At 63.5% G+C, this 21,132-nt stretch carries 20 protein-coding genes; 9 read left to right on the forward strand and 11 right to left on the reverse strand.

What is annotated here, in order from left to right:
* From phnD (ACK41X_RS15440) to ACK41X_RS15450, 3 genes are all read right to left on the reverse strand, one after another.
* Positions 1-769, reverse strand: a 769-nt coding sequence (gene phnD / locus ACK41X_RS15440) for a phosphate/phosphite/phosphonate ABC transporter substrate-binding protein (RefSeq protein ID WP_409725011.1), incomplete at its 3' end; no start/stop codon positions are given.
* A 181-nt stretch (positions 770-950) separates the two neighbouring features.
* Positions 951-1,913 carry a phosphate/phosphite/phosphonate ABC transporter substrate-binding protein gene (gene phnD / locus ACK41X_RS15445; protein ID WP_409725014.1) on the reverse strand — a complete coding sequence of 321 codons (963 nt, stop codon included), beginning with the start codon at positions 1,911-1,913 and terminating at the stop codon, positions 951-953.
* Between the two features lie 82 nt (positions 1,914-1,995).
* Positions 1,996-3,360, reverse strand: coding sequence for a formimidoylglutamate deiminase (locus ACK41X_RS15450; RefSeq protein ID WP_409725017.1), 1,365 nt, complete (start codon positions 3,358-3,360; stop codon positions 1,996-1,998).
* Positions 3,361-3,533: 173 nt separating this feature from the next.
* On the opposite strand from ACK41X_RS15450, the gene hutI reads away from it, so the two are divergent.
* From hutI to ACK41X_RS15470, 4 genes are all read left to right on the forward strand, one after another.
* Complete coding sequence (gene hutI, locus ACK41X_RS15455) at positions 3,534-4,733, forward strand: imidazolonepropionase (protein ID WP_409725019.1); 1,200 nt, start codon at positions 3,534-3,536, stop codon at positions 4,731-4,733.
* On the forward strand, positions 4,733-6,268 hold the full coding sequence (gene hutH, locus ACK41X_RS15460; RefSeq protein WP_409725022.1) for a histidine ammonia-lyase: 1,536 nt from the start codon (positions 4,733-4,735) through the stop codon (positions 6,266-6,268). Before hutI ends, hutH begins: the two co-directional genes overlap by 1 nt.
* A gap of 10 nt (positions 6,269-6,278) precedes the next feature.
* Positions 6,279-7,943, forward strand: a complete 1,665-nt coding sequence (hutU, locus tag ACK41X_RS15465; protein WP_409725024.1) for a urocanate hydratase — start codon at positions 6,279-6,281, stop codon at positions 7,941-7,943.
* A 122-nt stretch (positions 7,944-8,065) separates the two neighbouring features.
* The gene (locus ACK41X_RS15470) at positions 8,066-8,773 is read left to right on the forward strand and encodes an META domain-containing protein (RefSeq protein ID WP_409725027.1); all 708 of its coding nucleotides are present in this window, start codon (positions 8,066-8,068) and stop codon (positions 8,771-8,773) included.
* 320 nt (positions 8,774-9,093) lie between these two features.
* Here the strand turns inward: ACK41X_RS15470 and ACK41X_RS15475 are convergent, their stop codons facing one another.
* From ACK41X_RS15475 to ACK41X_RS15485, 3 genes are all read right to left on the reverse strand, one after another.
* The gene (locus tag ACK41X_RS15475; RefSeq protein WP_409725029.1) at positions 9,094-9,879 is read right to left on the reverse strand and encodes an ABC transporter ATP-binding protein; all 786 of its coding nucleotides are present in this window, start codon (positions 9,877-9,879) and stop codon (positions 9,094-9,096) included.
* Complete coding sequence (locus ACK41X_RS15480) at positions 9,876-10,649, reverse strand: ABC transporter permease (protein WP_409725031.1); 774 nt, start codon at positions 10,647-10,649, stop codon at positions 9,876-9,878. Before ACK41X_RS15480 ends, ACK41X_RS15475 begins: the two co-directional genes overlap by 4 nt.
* Before the next feature lie 199 nt (positions 10,650-10,848).
* On the reverse strand, positions 10,849-11,751 hold the full coding sequence (locus ACK41X_RS15485; RefSeq protein WP_409725058.1) for an ABC transporter substrate-binding protein: 903 nt from the start codon (positions 11,749-11,751) through the stop codon (positions 10,849-10,851).
* Between the two features lie 384 nt (positions 11,752-12,135).
* Here ACK41X_RS15485 and ACK41X_RS15490 point away from each other — a divergent pair, with 384 nt between their 5' ends.
* Complete coding sequence (locus ACK41X_RS15490) at positions 12,136-13,323, forward strand: M24 family metallopeptidase (RefSeq protein ID WP_409725033.1); 1,188 nt, start codon at positions 12,136-12,138, stop codon at positions 13,321-13,323.
* 28 nt (positions 13,324-13,351) lie between these two features.
* Entirely contained in the window at positions 13,352-14,296 is a 945-nt protein-coding gene (locus tag ACK41X_RS15495; protein ID WP_409725036.1) for a 2-hydroxyacid dehydrogenase, read from the forward strand.
* Between the two features lie 22 nt (positions 14,297-14,318).
* Here the strand turns inward: ACK41X_RS15495 and ACK41X_RS15500 are convergent, their stop codons facing one another.
* The gene (locus ACK41X_RS15500) at positions 14,319-15,425 is read right to left on the reverse strand and encodes an LLM class flavin-dependent oxidoreductase (RefSeq protein WP_409725039.1); all 1,107 of its coding nucleotides are present in this window, start codon (positions 15,423-15,425) and stop codon (positions 14,319-14,321) included.
* A 109-nt stretch (positions 15,426-15,534) separates the two neighbouring features.
* On the opposite strand from ACK41X_RS15500, the gene ACK41X_RS15505 reads away from it, so the two are divergent.
* On the forward strand, positions 15,535-16,488 hold the full coding sequence (locus ACK41X_RS15505) for a LysR family transcriptional regulator (RefSeq protein WP_409725041.1): 954 nt from the start codon (positions 15,535-15,537) through the stop codon (positions 16,486-16,488).
* 29 nt (positions 16,489-16,517) lie between these two features.
* Here the strand turns inward: ACK41X_RS15505 and maiA are convergent, their stop codons facing one another.
* From maiA to ACK41X_RS15520, 3 genes are all read right to left on the reverse strand, one after another.
* Complete coding sequence (gene maiA, locus ACK41X_RS15510; protein WP_409725044.1) at positions 16,518-17,168, reverse strand: maleylacetoacetate isomerase; 651 nt, start codon at positions 17,166-17,168, stop codon at positions 16,518-16,520.
* A gap of 84 nt (positions 17,169-17,252) precedes the next feature.
* Positions 17,253-17,717, reverse strand: a complete 465-nt coding sequence (locus ACK41X_RS15515) for a GlcG/HbpS family heme-binding protein (protein ID WP_409725046.1) — start codon at positions 17,715-17,717, stop codon at positions 17,253-17,255.
* A gap of 12 nt (positions 17,718-17,729) precedes the next feature.
* Positions 17,730-18,617, reverse strand: coding sequence for an NAD(P)-dependent oxidoreductase (locus tag ACK41X_RS15520; RefSeq protein WP_409725049.1), 888 nt, complete (start codon positions 18,615-18,617; stop codon positions 17,730-17,732).
* A 193-nt stretch (positions 18,618-18,810) separates the two neighbouring features.
* Here ACK41X_RS15520 and ACK41X_RS15525 point away from each other — a divergent pair, with 193 nt between their 5' ends.
* Positions 18,811-19,872 carry an amidohydrolase family protein gene (locus tag ACK41X_RS15525; protein WP_409725051.1) on the forward strand — a complete coding sequence of 354 codons (1,062 nt, stop codon included), beginning with the start codon at positions 18,811-18,813 and terminating at the stop codon, positions 19,870-19,872.
* A 46-nt stretch (positions 19,873-19,918) separates the two neighbouring features.
* Positions 19,919-20,476 (forward strand): flavin reductase, encoded by a 558-nt coding sequence (locus ACK41X_RS15530; protein WP_409725053.1) that lies wholly within the window; start codon positions 19,919-19,921, stop codon positions 20,474-20,476.
* An 80-nt stretch (positions 20,477-20,556) separates the two neighbouring features.
* Here the strand turns inward: ACK41X_RS15530 and ACK41X_RS15535 are convergent.
* Positions 20,557-21,132 (reverse strand): thiamine pyrophosphate-dependent enzyme (locus tag ACK41X_RS15535; protein WP_409725056.1); only part of this gene is annotated, 576 nt, incomplete at its 5' end.

Consider the following 21,132-nt stretch of genomic DNA (forward strand, 5'->3'; position numbering starts at 1 on the left):
TGAGATTATAGACATAACCGTAGCCCGTGGTCGGGAAGGTCTTCGACTTGTAGATGGTGACGATCTGGTCTTTCTTGACCACGCCGCGCTCGAACATGCGATGCATCACTTCGTTGGCGATCGCGGCGGCCGGATAATCCTTGTTCGCGACGCCAATCACCGAATTGTCGTGCTTGCCCGAGAACACCGGCTCGTAGTCCTTGCCGGCCTCGAGATTGTAGTTCTGCTTGAGCAGCGCCGACGGCGCCCGGAAGCCGGAATTGGAGGTCTGCGAGGTGAAGGCCATCTTCTTGCCCTTGATATCCTCGATCTTGGTCACGCCGCTGCCGGGATAGGTGATGATCTCCATCTCGTAGCCGTATTGTCCGTCCTTCGACGACATCAGCGCGAACGGCACGAAGCCCGCGCAATTCACCGCCAGCGGATTGGAGCCGGTGTTGAAGCCGGACACGTGCAGGCGTCCGGCGCGCATTGCCTCGAGCTGCGCGGCATTGGACTGCACCGGGAAAAACTGGACCTTCTTGCCGGTCACCTTTTCCAAATGCTTGATGAAGCCGTCCCAGACCTTGGCATAGACCGCAGGATCCTCGACCGGCGTGTAGGAGAACACGAGCACCGGCGGGTCGACCCATTGTTTCGGATCCTTCGGCGCGTCGGCGACCATGTCGCCGTCGGCGTCGGTGAAGCGCTGGTCGAGTGCGGAAACCTGCGACGGCAGCGCCGCCAGCATCAATGCGGCAACGATGCCGCCGACAAAACCAATACGCATGGTCTGATCTCCCATCGCTAAGCCGTCCCGTGAACAAGGATGCAAAGAACCGGTCCGCGCCAGCCCTTGCTGCACGGGTGAACGAGCCGAGCTAGGGACCGATCATTACAGATTTGTGACGCGCCGCAAGGGCTCCGGCCCGGCCTAAAGACTCGGAACCGGCACCCGCGGCCCGTGGCCGTCAGCCCTTGCAGTCGTATTTGACGCCCATCGCGGCGTCGATGTCGCGCACCACCTGCCAATGCTCCTTGTAGGTGATCGGCATGAATTTCTGCTGCGGCGGCTCGGCGGAACCGAACTCCTTCTGCAATTCCGACCCGTCCCAGGGGAAGCTGAAGAAGGCTTCCTTCACCTTCTCGGCGAGCTCCGGCTTCAGGTTATAAACGTAGCCGTAGCCGGTGGTCGGGAAGGTCTGCGACTTGTAGATGGAGACGATCTGGTCCTTGTTGACCACGCCACGGGCCATCATCCGCAGCATGACCGAATTGGCGATCGCCGCCGCCGGATAATCCTTGTTGGCGACACCGACAATCGAGTTGTCGTGCTTGCCGGAAAAGACCGGCTCGTAATCCTTCCCCGCCTCGAGACCGAATTTTTGCTTCAGCAGCGCGGAGGGCGCCTTGAAGCCGGAATTCGAGGTCTGCGCGGTGAAGGCCATCTTCCTGCCCTTGATGTCCTCGACCTTGGTCACGCCGCTGCCCGGAAACGTGATGATCTCCATCTCGTAGCCATAGGCATTGTCGAGCGACGCCATCATCGCGAACGGCACGAAGCCTGCGCAATTCACCGCCAGCGGATTGGAACCGGTGTTGAAACCCGATACGTGAAGGCGTCCGGCACGCATCGCTTCGAGTTGCGCGGCATTGGATTGCACCGGGAAGAACTGGACCTTCTTGCCGGTGACGTTCTCCAGATGCTTGACGAAGCCGTCCCAGACTTTCGCATAGACGGCCGGATCTTCAACCGGCGTATAGGAGAAGATCAGCACCGGCGGATCGACCCATTGCTTGGGGTCCTTCGGCGCATCCGCAACCATATCGCCATCGGCATCGGTGAAGCGTTTGTCGAGCGCCTGCACAGGCGTCGCAAAGGTAAGCGCAAGGCTCGCGGCAAAGGCTGCAGCGGCAAGGGAACGGAACAGCATGGCGGGGAACCTCCAGACGGCTGCGCATAAGATTTGCCGTTCAGCTAAGTTCGCCGCATGACAGGTGTGTGACCGAACGGCGTCAGCCGTTCGCGAGCCGCGATACCGTGCTGCGGTATTTTTGTGCAATGGCCTCGCGGGCGAAGTGGCGGCCGTCGCGCACCACCGGCTTTCCCCCGGTCATCACCGTTCGGATCAAAGCGCGGCCGGCGGAAAACATCAAAACATCGAGCACCATGTCGCCTCCGGCGCCCGCGAGATCGGGATGATCCGCATCCAGCACCACGATGTCGGCGCGATGGCCTGGCGCAATCGCGCCGATCCTCTGGCCGAGCGCCTGCGCGCCGCCGGCAAGCGCGCGCGCATAAAGCGAGCGACCGGTGGATTCGCCTTCGGTTTCCGTCATGACATTGCGGGCACGCGCCTTGAGCCGCTGCGAATATTCGAGCTGCCGCAATTCCGCGGGCGCATCGATCTGAATGTTGGAATCGCTGCCAATGCCGAAGCGGCCCTGTCCCGCGAGATAGGTTTCGCCATTGAAAATGCCGTCACCGAGGCTACCCTCGGTTAACGGGCAGAGCCCCGCCACCGCACCCGATCGCGCGAGCCGTGCCGTTTCATCGTCCGTCATATGGGTCGCGTGGATCAGGCACCAGCGTCCGTCGAGATTCATGTTGTCGAGCAACCATTGCACCGGCCTCGCGCCGAGCGACGCGACGCTGTCGTCAACCTCTCTGATCTGTTCGGCGGCATGGATATGCACCGGTCCATCGGCGAAAATTGCTGTGGCCTCGCGCAACTGCTCCGGCGAGACCGCGCGCAGCGAATGCGGTGCGATCCCGATCGCCGCACCGGGCAATGCCGCCACGATCTGGCGCGACCTCTCCATCAGGGTGACGAAGCGGCCGGTCGGATTGATGAAGCGGATTTGCCCTGGATTGGGCGCAGCGCCGCCGAAGCCGCCATATGTATAAAGTGACGGGAGCAGCGTCAGCCCGATCCCGGTCGAGGCGCTTGCCCCAACGATGCGCGCCGCCATCTCGCCAATGTCGTCATAGGGCTGCCCGGAGGGATCGTGGTGCAGATAATGGAATTCGCCGACCGTGGTGAAGCCGGCTTCCAGCATGTCCAGATAGGCATAGGCGGCAATCGCCTCGACATCGTCCGGCGTGAGCTGCGAGAGAAAGCGGTACATCACCTCGCGCCAGGTCCAGAAGCTGTCGCCGGTCGGGCCGCGCCGTTCAGCGAGCCCCGCCATACCCTTCTGGAAGGCATGGCAATGCAGGTTCGGCATGCCGGGGAGCGCGATGCCTGAAATCTTTTCCGCGCCGTCCGGCGCTGTGCCCGGCGTCACCCGAACGATCACGCCGTCGTCGCCAACCTCGACGCCGACCTCGTCCGCCCAGCCGGACGGAAGAAATGCTTTCTTGAATCGATATGCGCGCAAGACAGCCTCGCTCGACATGCGGCCATTGATGGCCGATATATCGTTATACTGTCATTCAGGGACAGGCCGAAGGCATGGACCAGCAATCCAGAGGCGAAGTCCGCGTCTGCGGTTGGATTCGGGGTTCGCTTGCGTTCCGCAAATGCCCCGGAATGACGGTAGAGGCATAAACCATGCTTTTCGACACCCTCTGGCGTGACGCCCGCATCGCCACCCTTGCCCCGAACCGGCCGGGGCTTGGCGAGGTGACCGGCGCAGTTGCGGCCAAGGACGGACGCATCGCCTATGTGGGGCCGGAATCCGGCCTGCCGGCAGGCTGGGACGCCGCCGAGACCGCCAAACTCGACGGCCGCTGGATCACTCCCGGCCTGATCGACTGCCATACACACATTGTCTATGGCGGCGACCGCGCTCATGAATTCGAACTGCGGCTGAAGGGTGCGAGCTACGAGGAGATCGCCCGCGGAGGCGGCGGCATCGTCTCCACCGTCAAGGCCACCCGCGCCGCAAGCGAAGACCAGCTTGTGGCCCAGTCGCTGAAGCGGCTCGATGCACTGATTGCGGAAGGCGTCACGACCATCGAGATCAAGTCCGGCTACGGACTCGATCTCGTGACCGAGACCAAGATGCTGCGCGCGGCCCGACGGCTTGGCCGCGAGCGGGACGTCCGCGTCACCACGACATTTCTCGGCGCCCATGCCCTGCCGCCGGAGACTCACGACAAGGACGCCTTCATCGCCAAGGTCTGCGCCATGATCCCCCAGATCGCGCAGGCGGGTCTCGCCGATGCTGTCGACGCCTTTTGCGAGGGCATCGCCTTTTCGCCGGAGCAGACGGCGCGCATATTCGACGCGGCGAAAGCAAGCGGCCTGCCCGTCAAGCTGCATGCCGACCAGTTGTCCAATCTGCACGGCGCGGCGCTGGCCGCACGCTATGATGCGCTATCCGCCGACCATCTCGAATACACCGACGAGACCGGCGTTGCCGCGATGGCGCAGGCCGGCACTGTCGCGGTCCTCCTGCCCGGTGCATTCTACATGCTGCGCGAGAAGCAAGTGCCGCCGGTTGAGGCGTTCCGCCGCCACAAGGTGCCGATGGCGATCGCGACCGATTGCAACCCCGGAACCTCACCGGTCACCTCGCTGCTTCTCACCATGAACATGGCGTCGACCTTATTCCGCCTGACCATCGAGGAAGCCATCGCCGGTGTGACGCGGGAAGCGGCGCGTGCGCTCGGCAAGCTCGCCGAGACCGGCACCATTGAAACGGGCAAGGCCTGCGACCTTGCGATCTGGGACATCGAGCGCCCGGCCGAACTCGTCTACCGCCTAGGCTTCAACCCGCTACAGGCGCGGGTGCGGAACGGAAAATAATGACCGAGATCACATTCAACGGCGACGCGCTTCCTCTGTCGGCATGGCGCGCACTGGCCCGCGGCGCGGGCCTGTCGCTGTCGCCCTCCGTCTTGACGCGCGTCGATGAAGGCGCAGCGATTGTCGCCGCCATCGTGAAGAAGGGGGATGCGGTCTACGGCATCAACACCGGTTTCGGAAAACTCGCCAATGTCCGGATTGCCGATCGCGATCTGGAAACATTGCAACGCAATCTTGTGCTGTCGCATGCCGCGGGCGTTGGCGATCTTGTGCCTTCGCGAATCGCGCGGCTGATGATGGCGCTGAAGCTCGCAAGTCTCGGCCGCGGCGCGTCGGGCGTGCGGCGGGAGACGATCAAGCTTCTTCAGGGCATGCTCGCCGGTAACGTGATCCCGGTCATCCCGGCGCAGGGCTCGGTCGGCGCGTCCGGCGATCTCGCCCCGCTCGCGCATCTCGCCGCCACCATGATCGGCGAGGGCGACGCCTTTTATGGCGGCGAGCGCATGCCCGCGGTCTACGCGCTCGGCCGCGCCGGGCTCGAACCCGTGGTGCTCGGTCCGAAGGAGGGGCTTGCGCTACTCAACGGCACGCAGTTCTCCACCGCGCATGCCCTTGGCGCGCTGTTTGACATCGAGCGCATCTTCCAGTCGGCGCTCATCACGGGCGCATTGTCGACCGATGCCGCGCGCGGCTCCGATACGCCCTTCGACGCACGCATCCAGGCTTTGCGCGGTCATCGCGGCCAGATCGACGTGGCAGCCGCGTTGCGCGCGCTGATGGACGGCAGCGGCATCCGCGCCTCGCATCGCACCATCGACGACCGCATCCAGGATCCGTATTGCCTGCGCTGCCAGCCGCAGGTGATGGGCGCGGCGCTTGATGTGATGCGGCAGGCAGCGGCGACACTCGTGACCGAAGCCAATGGCGTCTCCGACAATCCGCTGGTGATGACCGACAGCGGCGAAGTGATCTCCGGCGGTAATTTCCATGCCGAGCCGGTCGCCTTCGCCGCCGACATGCTGGCGCTCGCGGTGTGCGAGATCGGATCGCTCGCCGAACGCCGCATCGCGATGCTGACCGATCCGGTATTGTCCGGGCTTCCGGCATTCCTCACGCCGCAGCCGGGGCTGAATTCCGGCTTCATGATTGCGCAGGTGACGGCGGCCGCGCTCGTCTCCGAGAACAAGCAGAAGGCGTATCCGGCAAGCGTCGACTCGATCCCGACCTCGGCCAATCAGGAAGACCATGTCTCGATGGCCGCACACGGCGCGCGGCGGCTGATCGGCATGGCGCAGAACGCTGCCCATATCGTCGGGATCGAATGGCTGGCCGCCGCGCAGGGCTGCGACTTCCATGTGCCACTGGCCTCAAGCCCTGTGCTGGAGCGCGCCCGCAGCCTGCTGCGCCGCCATATCCCGAAGCTCGACCATGATCGCAAGATGGCGCCCGATATCGAGACCGCGACCGAGCTCGTCACCACCGGCGCATTGATCGATGCAGCGCGACCGGTCACACTGCCCGCACTCGACGACTGAAGGTTCATCCATGAACAAGCGCCTCGACAACGACCGCATTATCCGCGCGCCCCGCGGCCCTGTGATGTCCTGCAAGAGCTGGCAGACCGAAGCGCCCTTGCGCATGCTGATGAACAATCTCGATCCGGACGTCGCCGAGAAGCCGCACGAGCTTGTCGTCTATGGCGGCATCGGCCGCGCCGCGCGCGACTGGGAGAGCTATGACCGCATTGTCTCGTCGCTGAAGGCGCTGGAGGGCGACGAGACCCTGCTGGTGCAGTCCGGCAAGCCGGTCGGCATCTTTCGGACCCATGCCGACGCACCGCGCGTGCTGATCGCCAATTCCAACATCGTACCGCACTGGGCGACGCTCGATTATTTTAACGAGCTCGATCGCAAGGGGCTGATGATGTACGGGCAGATGACCGCAGGCTCGTGGATCTATATCGGCTCGCAGGGCATCGTGCAGGGCACCTACGAGACCTTCGTCGAAGTCGGTCGCCAGCATTTCGGCGGCAATCTCGCGGGCAAATGGATTCTCACCGCTGGTCTCGGCGGCATGGGCGGCGCCCAGCCGCTGGCCGCCACCATGGCCGGTGCATCGATGCTCGCGATCGAATGCCAGCCCTCGCGGATCGAGATGCGGCTGCGTACCGGCTATGTCGACATGCAGGCGAAGAACCTCGACGAGGCGCTGACCATTCTCGAACGCGCGGGGAAGGATAAGAAAGCGGTGTCGGTCGCCGTCCTTGGCAATGCCGCGGAGATGTATCCGGAACTCGTCAAGCGTGGCGTGAAACCCGACGTGGTTACCGACCAGACTTCGGCGCACGATCCCATTAACGGATACTTGCCGGCCGGATGGACGCTTGCCGAATGGCAGGAGAAACGCGAACGCGACCCGAAGGCGGTGGAGCAGGCGGCGAAGGAATCGATGGCCGTGCATGTGCGCGCGATGCTGGATTTCTGGAAGCAGGGCATTCCGACGCTCGATTACGGCAACAACATCCGCCAGCGCGCGTTCGACATGGGCGTGAAGGATGCGTTCGATTTTCCGGGCTTCGTACCGGCCTATATCCGTCCGCTGTTCTGCCGCGGCGTGGGACCGTTCCGCTGGGCGGCGCTGTCGGGCGATCCGGAGGACATCTACAAGACCGACGCCAAGGTGAAGGAGCTGATGCCGAACGACAAGCATCTGCATCACTGGCTCGACATGGCGCGGCAACGCATCCACTTCCAGGGCCTGCCGGCGCGCATCTGCTGGGTCGGTCTCGGCGACCGCCATCGCATCGGCATGGCCTTCAACGACATGGTGGCGAAGGGCGAACTGAAAGCGCCGGTCGTCATCGGACGCGATCATCTGGATTCCGGCTCGGTCGCATCGCCCAACCGCGAAACCGAAGCGATGAAGGACGGCTCGGACGCGGTCTCGGACTGGCCCTTGCTCAATGCGCTTCTGAATTGCGCGAGCGGCGCGACCTGGGTGTCGATTCATCACGGCGGCGGCGTCGGCATCGGCTATTCGCAGCATGCCGGAATGGTGATCGTCTGCGACGGCACGCCGGAAGCTGGCAAGCGGGTCGAGCGCGTGCTCTGGAACGACCCGGGGACCGGCGTCATGCGTCATGCCGATGCGGGCTACGATGAAGCGATCGACTGGGCAAAAAAGCAGGGGCTGAAGCTGCCGAGTCTCTGACGGCTGGCCGCCCCCGGACGCCGGGCCGGTGCCGTCACAGTCCGGCCGCAAGCCGATGGCTTGTGACATTGCAGGACCGCACGAAGCGCATTCCATAAGCGCATTCAGGGAGGCAAAGGCAGATGCCGCAGCTTGATGTTCGACGGACACTGGTCGCGGCCGCATTCTGCGTTATCGCGCTTCAGATGCCCTCCCCAACGCTTGCCCAGGAGACATACACGGCGCGCGGACAGGAGCCGGGCTGGCTGCTCACCATCGGCGAACGGGGCATGGTGCTGACCACACAGGATGGCGGCCGATTCGAAGCCGCGCGCCCGCAGGCGCAGCAGACGCCGGATGGCACCCGCTATGACGTCACGTTCGGCGGCAAAACCGTGCAGATCGCAATCGCGCCGCGGCTGTGCCGCGACACCATGAGCGGCATGCCGCATCCCGATAGCGTCACCATCGCCGGGCTGAATGGCCTGCTGCGCGGATGCGGCGGCGCGCCGCGCTCTTTGCTCGGCACGGGCGAATGGGCGATCAATGAAATTAACGGCGCACCGGTGCTGGCGAGCACAAAGCCGACCCTGGCCTTCGAGGGCGTCTCGGTTTTCGGCAACGGCTCCTGCAACCGGTTTCGCGGCGGCTTCACGTTGACCGGTGAAGGCCTGACCCTTTGCCAGCTCGCTTCCACCATGATGGCCTGTCCCGAGCCGGTCATGCAGCAGGAGCAGGCGCTCATCAGGCAACTCGAGGCTACGCAACGTTTCGATATCCGCGATGACGGCGCGCTTGTGTTGCATGACAATGGCGGCAAGACGCTGGTGGCGGTGAAGAAGGGGAATTAGAGTTTTTTCGCTTTTCTTCGAATCGCGAAAAGGCTCTAAGTTGTTGCGTTGGCGCGTTTTCTTCACGCGAACCGGTGCCCACTTCGCTCGAAAACGCTATAGTCGCTGCGGATAGCTCCGCAATCGCTGGTCCCCGCGAAGGCGGGACCCAGTAAAGTCAGCTCGACAAGTTCCGGCTGTTCTGGATAAGGACGGAACGAGGCACGGTAGTGGACGGCGGATCTTGCGCGCCCAAGCGACGACACACATCGGAGCTTCCACGGCGCTGGGTCCCCGCCTTCGCGGGGACGAGCGGGACAGATTTAGGTCTCCACGCTAACTCAATGCTCCTCCGCCGCCAGCACCGCTTCGGCGCGGATTTCCTCGGTGAGGCGCGCCTTCAGTTCGGAAAATTCCGGTGAGGTCTTGATCGTATAGTGCCGCGGATGCGGCAGCGTCACTTCCAGATCCGCCTTGATGCGGCCGGGCCGTGCGCTCATCACCAGCACGCGCGAGGCGAGAAAGATCGATTCCTCGATATCGTGGGTCACGAACAGTACGGTCTTGCGCTCGCGCTCCCAGATGCCCAGCAGCAATTCCTGCATCAGCGCGCGGGTCTGGTTGTCGAGCGCCCCGAACGGTTCGTCGAGCAGCAGGATCTCCGGGCCGTTGGCAAGCGCACGCGCGATCGCGGTGCGTTGCTGCATGCCGCCGGAGAGCTGCTTCGGATAATGCCGCGAAAAGCTCTGCAGGCCGACGCGCTCAAGCCATTGCGCAACGATGGCATTGCGCTCGCCCTGCGGCACGCCTTTTTCGCGCAGGCCGAAGGCGACATTCTCGGCAACCGTCAGCCAGGGAAACAGCGTGTAGGACTGAAACACCATGCCGCGATCCGGACCCGGCCGCGTGACGGGCTTGCCGTCGAGCAGGATCTTTCCTGTGGTCGGCGTGTCGAGACCGGCGACAAGGCGCAGCAAGGTGGACTTGCCGCAGCCCGACGGCCCGAGGATGGTGACGAAGTCGTTGTCGGAAACGTCGAGATTGGTCGGCTCCAGCGCGCGCGTCGGCGGCCCGCCATGCAGGCCGGGAAACACCCGGCTGACATTCTCGATGCGGAGCTTGGTCAAATCTGGCTCCACGGAAAGAGCTTCCGGTTCGCGGCCTTGAACAGATAGTCCGAAATCAATCCGATGATTCCGATCACGATGATGCCGAAGATCATCTGGCCGGTCGCCAGCAGCGCCTGACTGTCGATGATCATGTGGCCGATGCCGGACGACGAGCCAATCAGCTCGGCGACGATCACATAGGTCCAGGCCCAGCCCAGCACCAGCCGCAGGATTTCGGCAATGTCGGGTGCGGACGAGGGGATCAGCACGCGCGCGAGAATGCCCTGATCGCGCGCGCCGAGCGTCAGCGCCGCCTCGACCAAATCGCGCCGCGTGCTCGCTACGGTAACTGCGACCATCAGGATGATCTGGAACACCGAGCCGATGAAGATGACGAGCAGCTTCTGCAATTCACCGATGCCGGCCCACAGAATCAGCAGCGGAATGAAGGCGGAGGCCGGCAGATAGCGCGCGAACGAAACGAAAGGTTCGAGGAAGGCCTCGATCGGCTTGTAGGCGCCCATCAGGATGCCGAGCGGCACGGCAACGATAGCCGCGAGCGCAAAGCCGCCGACCACGCGCCACACGGTAATGCCGATATCGAAAGAGAAGTTATGCTTGCTGAGGAGGTACCAGCCGTCCTGCACCATGGTGACGGGGCTTGCAAGAAAGGTCGGCGACACATAGCCGCCAAGCGTGGCAAACGCCCAGGCCGCGAAAAACAGGATAAAGAACGAGACGCCCAGCAGGACGCGGGCGGTGTTGGAGATGGGTTGAAGGGGTCGCATGCTAGCGCCTCCGCACGCGACACGGATGTTGTCTCCGCTCATTCCCGCGAAGGCGGGAATCCAGAGACAAGGACTGGGTCCCCACCTTCGCGGGGACGAGCGGACACATCATTATCGGATCGGGCCCCTCACCCGCTTCGCTCGCAAGACGTTCGCTCGGCAACCTCTCCCCGTTTCACCGGGGAGAGGGAAAGAATTGCTACTGCACGAAGCGTGGATCGGCGAGCTTCGACAGATCCGGGATCTGCTTGATGACGCCGATTTCGAGAAGCAGCTCGGCCGCCTCTTTCGAGAACTGCGCATGCTCGCCGGAGAAGAACTTCTTGTTGGCTTCACGATCCTGCCAGCGCAGATATTTTGCCGAGTTGGCGAATTGCTCGGCGGTCTGCTTGACGTCCGCACCCATGATCTCGAAAGCCTTCTGCTGGTCCTTCTCGATCATGTCCAGCGCCTCGAAATAGCTCTTGACCAGCGCCTTTACCGCACCCTCGTTCTTGGCGATGAACTCCGGCGTGCAGCCGAAGGTGTCCATCACCATCGGATAATCGAGCGTGGTGGCGATGATCTTGCCGGCTTCTGGCTTGGCGCGCACCGCCGACAGGAAGGGCTCATAGGTCATCGCCACATCGTTCTGACCGGCGATGAAGGCCTGCGCCGCCGGTCCGGGCTCCATGTTAACGACCTTCACATCCTTGATCGACATGCCGTTCTTCTTGAGGAACCAGGCCAGCGTGAAATAGGGCGCGGTGCCGGGCGCCGAAGCCGCGACGGTCTTGCCCTTAATGTCCTTGATCGAATTGACGTCGTTGCGCACGACCATGCCGTCGGCGCCGTAGGACTTGTCGAGCTGGAACAGCTGGGTGGTGGCGACGCCGTTGGCATTCCAGACAATCCAGGTCTCGACCGTCGTCGCGGCGCACTGGATGTCGCCCGATGCGATTGCGAGATGGCGGCTCGCCTGCGGAATCTTCTTGATGGTCACGTCGAGGCCGTTGCGCGCAAAAATCCCCGCTTCCTTGGCAAGCGTGAGCGGGGCGAAGCCGGTCCAGCCTGAAATGCCGATATTGACCTTGGTCTGCGCGGATGCAGGCGCAGCCAGCATGACGAGGCTGGCGGCGGCCAGGATGACCTTGAAATTCATGAGACCCCTCCGGTCGGAAAATTGGAGCCGGGAACCCGGCTTTCCCGCCATGGCACCACGCCGCTCAAGGTCGAGTCAATTCCGTAAACCGGGCAAACGCCGGAGGCCGACGGCCCCCGTCTGCGATGAGACGTATTGAAAGACGCCGATCCGCAGGCGGCAGATGGTTTCTTGGGCTACACTTGCCGCATGCTTGGTCACGTGGCCTGCCGGATACCGCAGTCCAACTGTACCACAATGCGGTTCTCGTAAACCGCTTGCCGGGCATTTCCCTTGGCTTATCCAAGCCGTCAACATAGACATGGATCAACCGACAAGCGCCGCCGCGCAATCGAGGGAGCAACCATGACCGACCGCAGGCTCAATCCGATTTCGAACGCCGAACTCGAGCGCCGCTGGAACGCGGTACGCGCGATGATGGCCGAGCGAAATCTCGACGCGCTGGTCATGCAGAACAACAACGACTGGCTCGGCGGCTATGTGAAATGGTTCACCGATTTTCCGGCCTATAACGGCTATCCGCGCACGGTGATCTTCCACGCCAATGACGCGATGACTGTCATCGATATGGGGCCGTCCGGCGGCCGCCGCGGCTTCGAGGGCAAACACGCGATCCATCGCGGCGTCGGCGATCTCATCACCACTCCGGCCTTCACCTCGATCACCTATACCGACGGCTATCAGGGCGAACTCGCGCTCGGCGAATTGAAGCGGCGGGCCTACAAGCGCATCGGCATACTGGGCCGCGGCGCGATGCCATATCGCTTCGTGACGCAGATCGAGCAGGGCCTCGAAGGCAAGACCGAAATCGTGGACGCGACCGAGGAGGTCGACGCCATCAAGGCGATCAAGAGCGAGGAGGAGATGGTTCTTATCCGCCGCTGCGCCGAGATGCAGGACGAAATCTTCGCGCGAGTCTGCAAGAAGATCAGACCCGGCATGCGCGACAACGACATCACCGCGCTGGCGCAATATGAGGGGCGGCTGCTTGGCTCCGAACAGGGCTTGTTCCTTGGCACATCCGCGCCGCTCGGCGAGCCTGCGAATTTCGCCGACCGCTATCTGCAGGGCCGCGTGCTGCAAAAGGGCGAGCATTTCTCGCTCTTGATCGAGAATGCCGGACCCGGCGGCATGTATACCGAGATCGCCCGCACGGTCGTGTTCGGCAAGGCCACCAACGAACTCCTCGACGGCTTCGAAAGCGTGAAGGAAGCGCAGATTTATACGCTCTCCAAGATCAAGCCGGGCGTCCCGGCCCGCGACATCGCTGCCGCGCACGACGACTTCATGGCGGCGCGCGGCGTCGGCCCGGAGAAGCGGCTCTATGCGCACGGCCAGGGCTATGACCTCGTTGAACGGCCGCTGATCCGCGAGGACGAAACCATGACCATCGAAGCCGGGATGAATCTCGCAGTGCATCCGGGCTACGAGACGGCCTCGCAATGGAACGTGATCTGCGACAATTATCTGGTCGGCAAGGACGGTCCGGGCGAATGCCTGCACAAGACGCCGAAGAAGATTTTCGAACTCTGAGCCGCAGCGAAGGGAAAAGCCCGCGACCATGAAGCCGGACATTCTGTATTTCGGAAAATTTCCCGACCCGACCGTCGCCGAACTGAATCGGCGCTACACCGTGCATCACTACGCCACGACGCCTGCGCCCGAGGAGATTCCCGCCGATGTCGCGCAGCGCGTGCGCGGCGTTGCGACGGAAGCCAATCGCGGCATCAGCCGGGCCATTCTTGACCGGCTGCCCAATCTCGAAGCTGTATCGGTGTTCGGCGTCGGGCTCGATCTCGTCGATGTGGCGGCGATCCAGGCGCGCGGCCTTCCGCTCGGCAACACCCCGGACATCATCGGCCCGGAAGTCGCCGATCTTGCCATCGGCATGATGCTGGCCTCGGCCCGGCAAATCGTGTTTGCCGAACACTATGCGCGCTCGGGCCAATGGGCGGCGAAGGGGCCGATTCCCCTCGGGCGCAGCGTCGCCCATAAGACCTGCGGCGTGATCGGACTGGGCGGCATCGGCCGCGCCATCGCCGACCGTGCCGTGGCGTTTCGCATGCGGGTGCTCTACAACGCCACGCGCAAGAAGCCCGACGCACCCTATGGTTATGTCGACGACGTGGTCGAACTGGCGCGGCAGAGCGATTTCCTGATGGTCGCCTGCAAGGGTGGACCGGAAACGCGCCATCTCGTCTCGCGCGACGTCATCGACGCGCTCGGTCCGCAAGGCACGCTGATCAATGTCGCGCGCGGCACCGTCGTCGACGAGGAAGCGCTGATCGACGCGCTCGCCAGCAAAAGGCTCGGCTGGGCGGCGCTGGACGTGTTCGAGAAGGAGCCCGATTTCGACAAGCGTCTGCTCGACTTCCCGAACGTGCTCCTGCAGCCGCATCACGGCACCGCCGCGATCGAGACCCGCGTCGAGATGGGTCAACTGATGCTCGACAATCTCGCCGCGGGACTGGAGAAGCGCCCGCTGAAGACGCCGGTTCTGACGTGACTGTCAGGCTGCGCGCCGCGGCCTACTCCGCTGCCTGAGCCGGGCTCCCGATCGCCGCATTGACCTTCGGTATCACCTGCTCGGCCAGCAGCACCATCGAGCGCTTGCCGAGCGCCGGATCGGCCCAGTCCTTGCCGGCATAAAGCAGCGTACCGAAATCGCCGACCTTTTCGCGATAGGCAAGAATTTCGTCCGCCACTTTGTTCGGCGTGCCGTAGATGATGAGCTGATCGACGATCTTGTCGAGCGTCACCTCGTCATCGGGCTGGTCGCGATGGGTCTTGAACAATTCGACGCGGCCATTGGCCTTCAGCTTGGTGAAGAGCTGCTTGTAATAGAATCGGTAGGGCGAGTCCGGGTCGGTCGCGTAGGCCCGCGCGGTTTTGTCGTCATCGGCGACGAAGATGCTCTTGGCGACGCGCCAGTTCGCCGGATCGGCCGGGCGACCGGCCCGCTCGCAGCCCTCGACATATTTCGGCCAATGGCTTTTCACCCATTGCGGCATCAGGAAGTTCGCCGAGATCGGCTCCCAGCCGCGCGCGGCAGCTTCGGTGACCCCCTTTGAGAAGGGCGCGACCGCGGTCACCACAATCGGCGGATGCGGACGCTGCAACGGCTTCGGCAGGAAGCCCTGCCCGATCTCGGGCATAAACTGCCTTTCGCAGACCACCGTCCAGTATTTGCCGCGCAGGTTATAGGGCGGCTCGCCTTGCCAGATCGCCAGCACTTGGTTGATGCATTCGAGGAACATTTCGTTGCGGTTGGCGTCGAGATTGCCGAACACCTCGGCATCGGACAGCAGGCCGCCCGGAGAGATGCCGAAAATGAAACGGCCATCCAGCATATGATCGAGCATAGCGATCTCGGCGGCGACGGCGGCGGGATGGCTGTTCGGCATATTCACGGTGCCGGTGCCGAGCTTCATGCGCCTGGTCGCATGGATCAGCGAGGCGATGAAGATGGTGCAGGAGGTGATATTCTCCGCCTGGTCGGTGGCGTGCTCGCCGGCATAGCCTTCGGCGAAGCCGAGTTCGTCGGCCAGGATGAAGGCCTCGCGATCCTCGCGCAGCGACGTCCGCCAGTCCTTGCCGAGCGGATGGATTGGCATGGTGAAAAAGCCGAGTTTCATCGGGTGGTTCCTCCGAAGCGGCAAAAACTAGCTGCGCCGCGGCGGCATCGGAAATAATATGATCTGAGGATCGTCATCATATTTTCTAATTTCGCCGGGCCGCCTGCCAATGCCGAGCCGCATGTCGCTGCGCCAGATCGAGGCCATCATCGCCGTCTGCGAGGAGGGCTCGTTCACCCGCGCCGCCGCACGCGAGAATGCCACGCAATCCGGCATTTCGCAGCACGTCGCGGCGGCCGAGACGGCGCTCGGGGTGCGGCTTTTCGACCGCACCACCGCCGGCGTGACGCCGACCCCGGCCGGGCTTCGCTATTACCGGCATTGCGTGGAGGCCATGAGCCTGCTCGACCGCGCCGGCGAAGACGCGCAGGCGCTGACCGGAACGCTGACCGGCAATTTGCGCATCGGGCTGATGCCGACCTTCACCCGCGCCGCGCTCACACCGACGCTGCAGCATTTCGTCATTGCGCATCCCGACCTGCAATTGCAGATCGTCGAGGCCTATAGCGCGATCCTGACCGAACAGGTGCTCGACGGCGCGCTCGACTTTGCCGTCGTTCCGGCTTTCGAGGGCCGCGTTGGACTCAGGTCGCGGCTGATCCTGCGCGACCGCGAAGTGCTGATTTCGGCTCGCGGCAGACAATTCGCACCGCTCAAGCTGGTCCGGCTCGCCGAATGCGGGCCGCTGAAAATCGTGATGCCGGCGCCGGACAATATCCGCCGGCGCAATCTCGATATCTATTTCCAGAGCAACGATGTTGCAGTCGCACGACTGATTGAGATGGACGCCATGATGGCAACCTTCGATTTTGTCGCGCGCTCGGACTTCGTGACCGTGCTGCCGGGCCTGATCTGCATCAACGATATCGGGCGCGACGAGTTTTGCATCAACCCGGTCGAGCCACCGCTCTACGCGGAATTCGTCGTCATCACCCCGTCGCGCCGCACGCTATCTTCGCCGGCACGGCTGTTTCTGAAGCGGTTCGAGGCCGATCTTGCGGCGACGGAGAAGCGCCTGGCGGGGCTGTTGAAGCCGTCGTCAAACGCAAAAGCGCGCCGCTGAAGCTCCCTCTCGCAAACGCGAGAGGGACATCACACCGCCGCCGGCGCGCCCGGCTGTTTCAGCGGATGCGCTTTCGCGAACGCATCCTCCTTCATGCAGGTCTCGACAATCCGCCGCACCGTCGGATAGGGCGCGAGGTCGAGCTTGAAGAAGTTGCAGCCGACCGCGTGGCTGACCAGGCAGATATCGGCCATGGTGACGTTGTCGCCCTGGCAGAAGGCGCCAGTCTCCTTGCTCTGCGCGAGATTGGTTTCAAGCGCGACCATGCCGGCGGCAAGCCAGTGATGGATCCATTTGGTCCGCGCCGCTTCGTCGAGCCTGAGTTCATGCTCGAGATACTCGCGCACCCGCGGCACCACCAGCGGATGCGAGTCCGATGCGACGATGCCGGACAGCGCCCGCACCCGCGCCCGCGCCAAAGGCTCCGACGGCAGCAAGTTCGGATGTGGATGCACGTCGTCGAGATATTCCATGATCGCCATGGATTGGAACAGCACCGCACCTTCGTCGGTGACGAGCGCGGGGATCAGCATCTGCGAGTTGAGCTTGCGGTAGGTTTCGGTGCGCTGCTCGCCCTTCATCAGATCGACATTCATCACCTCGGGCGAGATGCCTTTGATGTTGAGCGCGATCCGCACCCGGAACGAAGCCAGCGACCGCCACCAGGAAAAGAATTGCATGTCGGTTGTCCCTGTTCGCTGTCATGACCGGGCTTGTCCCGGCCATCCACGTCTTCGCCTGAAATCCTGGCGTGGACGCTCGGCTCAAGGCCGGGCATGACCGGTGCTAGTTTTTGCTCCGCCAGGATCGGCCTTCAAGCCCGCTGCCTCGATCCCGGCAATGGCGCAGATTTCGTCGTTGTCCGAGGTATCGCCGGAAATGCCGACGGCGCCGATGATGTCGTCGCCCGCATCGCGGATCAGGACGCCGCCGGGATTGGTGACGACCCGGCCGCCGCTTGCCGCGGCAAGCGTGGTGAAGAACATCGGCGTCTTCTCCGCGCGCTCGTAAAGCGTGCGCGAGCCGAAGCCCATGCCGAGTGCGCCCCAGGCTTTGCCGAAGGCGACATCGAAACGCAAAATGCCGGACTTGTCCTCGCGCTTGAAGGCGACGAGATGGCCGCCCGCATCGAGCACCGCGACCGAGAGCGGCTGCAAATTCTTGTCGCGGGCGGTCCTGAGCGCCGTCTCGAGAATTGTGGACGCCTGCGCGAGTGTCAGTTTGCTCATCGTGTGTCCTTCTCAGATCGTGCCGCGGCCGGCCCAATAGACCGCCATGCCCGATCCGTCGCTCTGACCATAGCCGGCCGCGCTGGCCTCGTCGAAACACGCGAGCGTCTTCTCGATCAGCGGCAATTCCACGCCGCGCGCGCGGCCTTCCTCGATCATGGTGCGGATGTCTTTCCGGGCGTCGTCGAGGTTGAAGGTCACCGCGCCGAAATCGCCTCCCGCAAGCCAGGCCGCGATATTCTGGCCGCGATTCTTCACTGCCGTCGAAGCGCCGGAGGTATCGGCAATAATGTCCATCAGCCGCGCAGGCTCGATCTTGAGATGGCGGCTGATCGCAAGCGCTTCGCCCAGCGCCTGCCAGTAGATCATCAGCGGCAGATTGATGGCGAGCTTCATGCCGCTGCCTGCGCCGACTCCGCCGACATGCTCGACGCGCCGGCAGAGCTGCTCCAGCAGCGGCCGCGCACGGGCCACGTCGGCATCGCTGCCGCCGGCAAAGCCGAACAGCTTGCCCTGCCGCGCAGGCCCGGTGGTGCCGCCGACCGGGCATTCGACAAAGGCGGCGCCCTTGCCTTGGACCTTTTCCGCCAGCGCAATCTCGGTATCGGGCCGCACCGTGCTCATCTCGACGAACAGCTTGCCCGCAACGTCACCGGACAGAAGGCCGGACGGGCCGTGATACACCGCGTCGATCGCCGCAGCATCGGTGAGGATCGTCAGGATCGCATCCGCTTGCGCAGCGAGACCGGCGGCAGTTGCCGCGACCGTGGCACCCGCATCGGCCAGCGGCTTCGCCTTTTCTGCCGAGCGGTTCCAGACCGACACCTCGTGTCCGCATTCCATCAGCCGGGCCGCGATCGCGGCACCCATTTTGCCAAGACCGGCTATTCCGACGCGCATGCATGCCCTCCCTGCTTCTCAACCGGAAGCTTGAGAATGTGTTTTAGCGCCTTGCGCGCGCACTTGGCAAAAGCGGCAAGCTGTGGCGTCATGCTCCCGTCGTTTGCAAGCGCATACCGGCGATCTTTTTCGCCCGCTGAAAACGAGCGGCGGATTCCCCCTCAGAACAAGCTCAGGACTTCAAGACAGCCTCATGACCGTCTGGAACAAGTACGAACCCACCGCAGCCCGCAAGCACGGCAAGCCGGGCCGCGAGGTTAGACCGCAGAGCGTTACCATCGACATTCATTCCCATGTCGCGATCCCTGCGGCCGGCGCCTATGTCGCGCAGCAGAATGTGCGCATCAGCCCGGGCCTGCACACCTTCCAGTCGCCGGAGACCGCCGCGGTCAACGCCAAGCAGGACCAGGATCTCAAGACCCGGATGGTCGAACTGGAGCCGCGGCTGCGCAATCTCGACGCCATGGGCATCGACATGCAGGTCATTAAGCCTCCGCCCGGCCAGTGCTATTACACGCTGCCGGTCGAGATCGGCGTGAAGGCGGCACAGCTTGTCAATGACGGCATCGCCGAATATTGCGCCAGGAAGCCCGACCGGCTGATCCCATTCGGCACCGTGCCGCTGCCCTATGGCGATGAGGCAGCGAAGGAACTGGAGCGGATCGCGAAACTCGGCTTTCGCGGCGTCCAGATCCTCACCAATATCGACGGCAAGGAATTGTCCGATCCGGCCGCCGCGCCGTTCTGGCAAAAGGCGGAGGAGCTTGGGCTCCTTGTCGTCATCCATCCCAACGGCTTCACCCATGGCGAGCGGCTGAAACGCTTCTACTTCAACAATGTCATCGGCAATCCGTTGGAGACCACCATCGCGCTGCATTACCTGATTTTCGACGGTGTGCTGCATCGCCATCCCAATCTGAAGTTGCTGGCGGTCCATGGCGGCGGCTATCTCGGCGCCTATTACGGCCGGATCGACCATGTCTGGGGCGCGCGATCGGACGCGCATGCCGATCTGCCCAATCCGCCGACCAGCTACCTGAAACAGATCTACGTCGACACCGTCGTGTTCTCCGAGGGCCAGTTGAAAGCCCTGGTCGAAACCTTCGGTCCCGATCACGTGGTCATGGGCACTGACTATCCCTTCGACATGGCCGATTACGATCCGGTCGGGCATGTGGCTTCCAATCCCGCTTTCGATTCTGCTACCGTGGGCAAGATCGTGGGCGGCAATACGAAGCGGTTGCTGGGGTTGTAGACCTTTCGGCTTCACGCGCCGTATCGTGCGGGTTCGAGGCCTTGGAATGAGCTGGATCGACAATTCACCCGTCAGCGTCTGGGAACGAGATCAGGCGACGGCGGCGGCGGAAGCTGGAGCACCCATCGCCCCGCCGGAAATGTTCCGCGAGGCGATGAGCCGGCTCGGCGCCGCGGTGCATATCATCACGACATCGGGACCGGCGGGGCGCGCCGGCTTCACCGCAACCGCGGTGGCGTCGGTCTCGGACTCGCCGCCGACCGTGCTGGTGTGCCTGAACCGCAAGAGCCAGATCACCCCGGTGATGCGTGAGAACAAGGTGTTCTGCGTCAATACGCTGGCTTCAAGCGAGGAAGAACTCGCCAATGTGTTCGCCGGGCGCACCGGCGTGTTCATGGCCGAGCGCTTCATGCGCGGTGACTGGATCGCGATGGAAACCGGCGCGCCCGTATTGACTAACGCGATCGCCGCACTGGATTGCCGGGTCACGGAAATGAAGTCGGTCGCGACCCACGACATCTATTTCGGCGAAGTCGCGGCGATCCGGCTTGCCAATGCCGAGAAGGCGCTGGTCTATCACGCCCGGGCCTACAAGCACGTGTGATCTGTTCGTCCCCGCGAAAGCGGAGACCCATAACCACCGCTCTTGAATATGGGCCCCCGCCTCCGCGGGGGCGACGCCGCTCAAATATCCTGGCTGATCCACTCGCGCTGAACGTCGTCGCACCAGTTGCCGACATTCCACTGGCCGAAGGCGCCAAGCCCGGCGAGCTCGTCCGGTCCGGCATAGACCGGCACGTGTACGACAGACAGCCCGTCGTGGGCCTTCGCCTGTTTCAGCGCGGCGCGCAACTCATCCGCACTGAAGCCGCCATGCAGCGCGCGCACGCCCTGTACGGCGCCGGCAAGCTGCACATAATCGACCGGCACCGAATCGTTCGTCCGGAATTCCCGGCCATATTGCGCCAGCTGCAACCCGGTGATCGCCGCCATCCGGCGATTGTCGAAAATCACGATTGTGCCGCGGACCTTGTGCTCGACCGCATCGATCAGCACCTGCGGATTCATCATGAAGGAGCCGTCGCCGGTAAAGGCGATGCCGTAGCGCGGCGTGTCCGCCATGCCGGACGCCAAGAGCGCGCTCACCGCAAAGCCCATATAGGACGCACCCGACTCGGTGAAGGTGTCGCCGGTCTTGTCGTCCTCCACGATCTGGAAGCCGTTCGCCTGCACGTCGCCCGCATCGAAGAATTTGGCGGC

The organism is Pseudorhodoplanes sp. (genome assembly GCF_046289595.1).
Classification (GTDB): Bacteria; Pseudomonadota; Alphaproteobacteria; order Rhizobiales; family Xanthobacteraceae; genus Pseudorhodoplanes.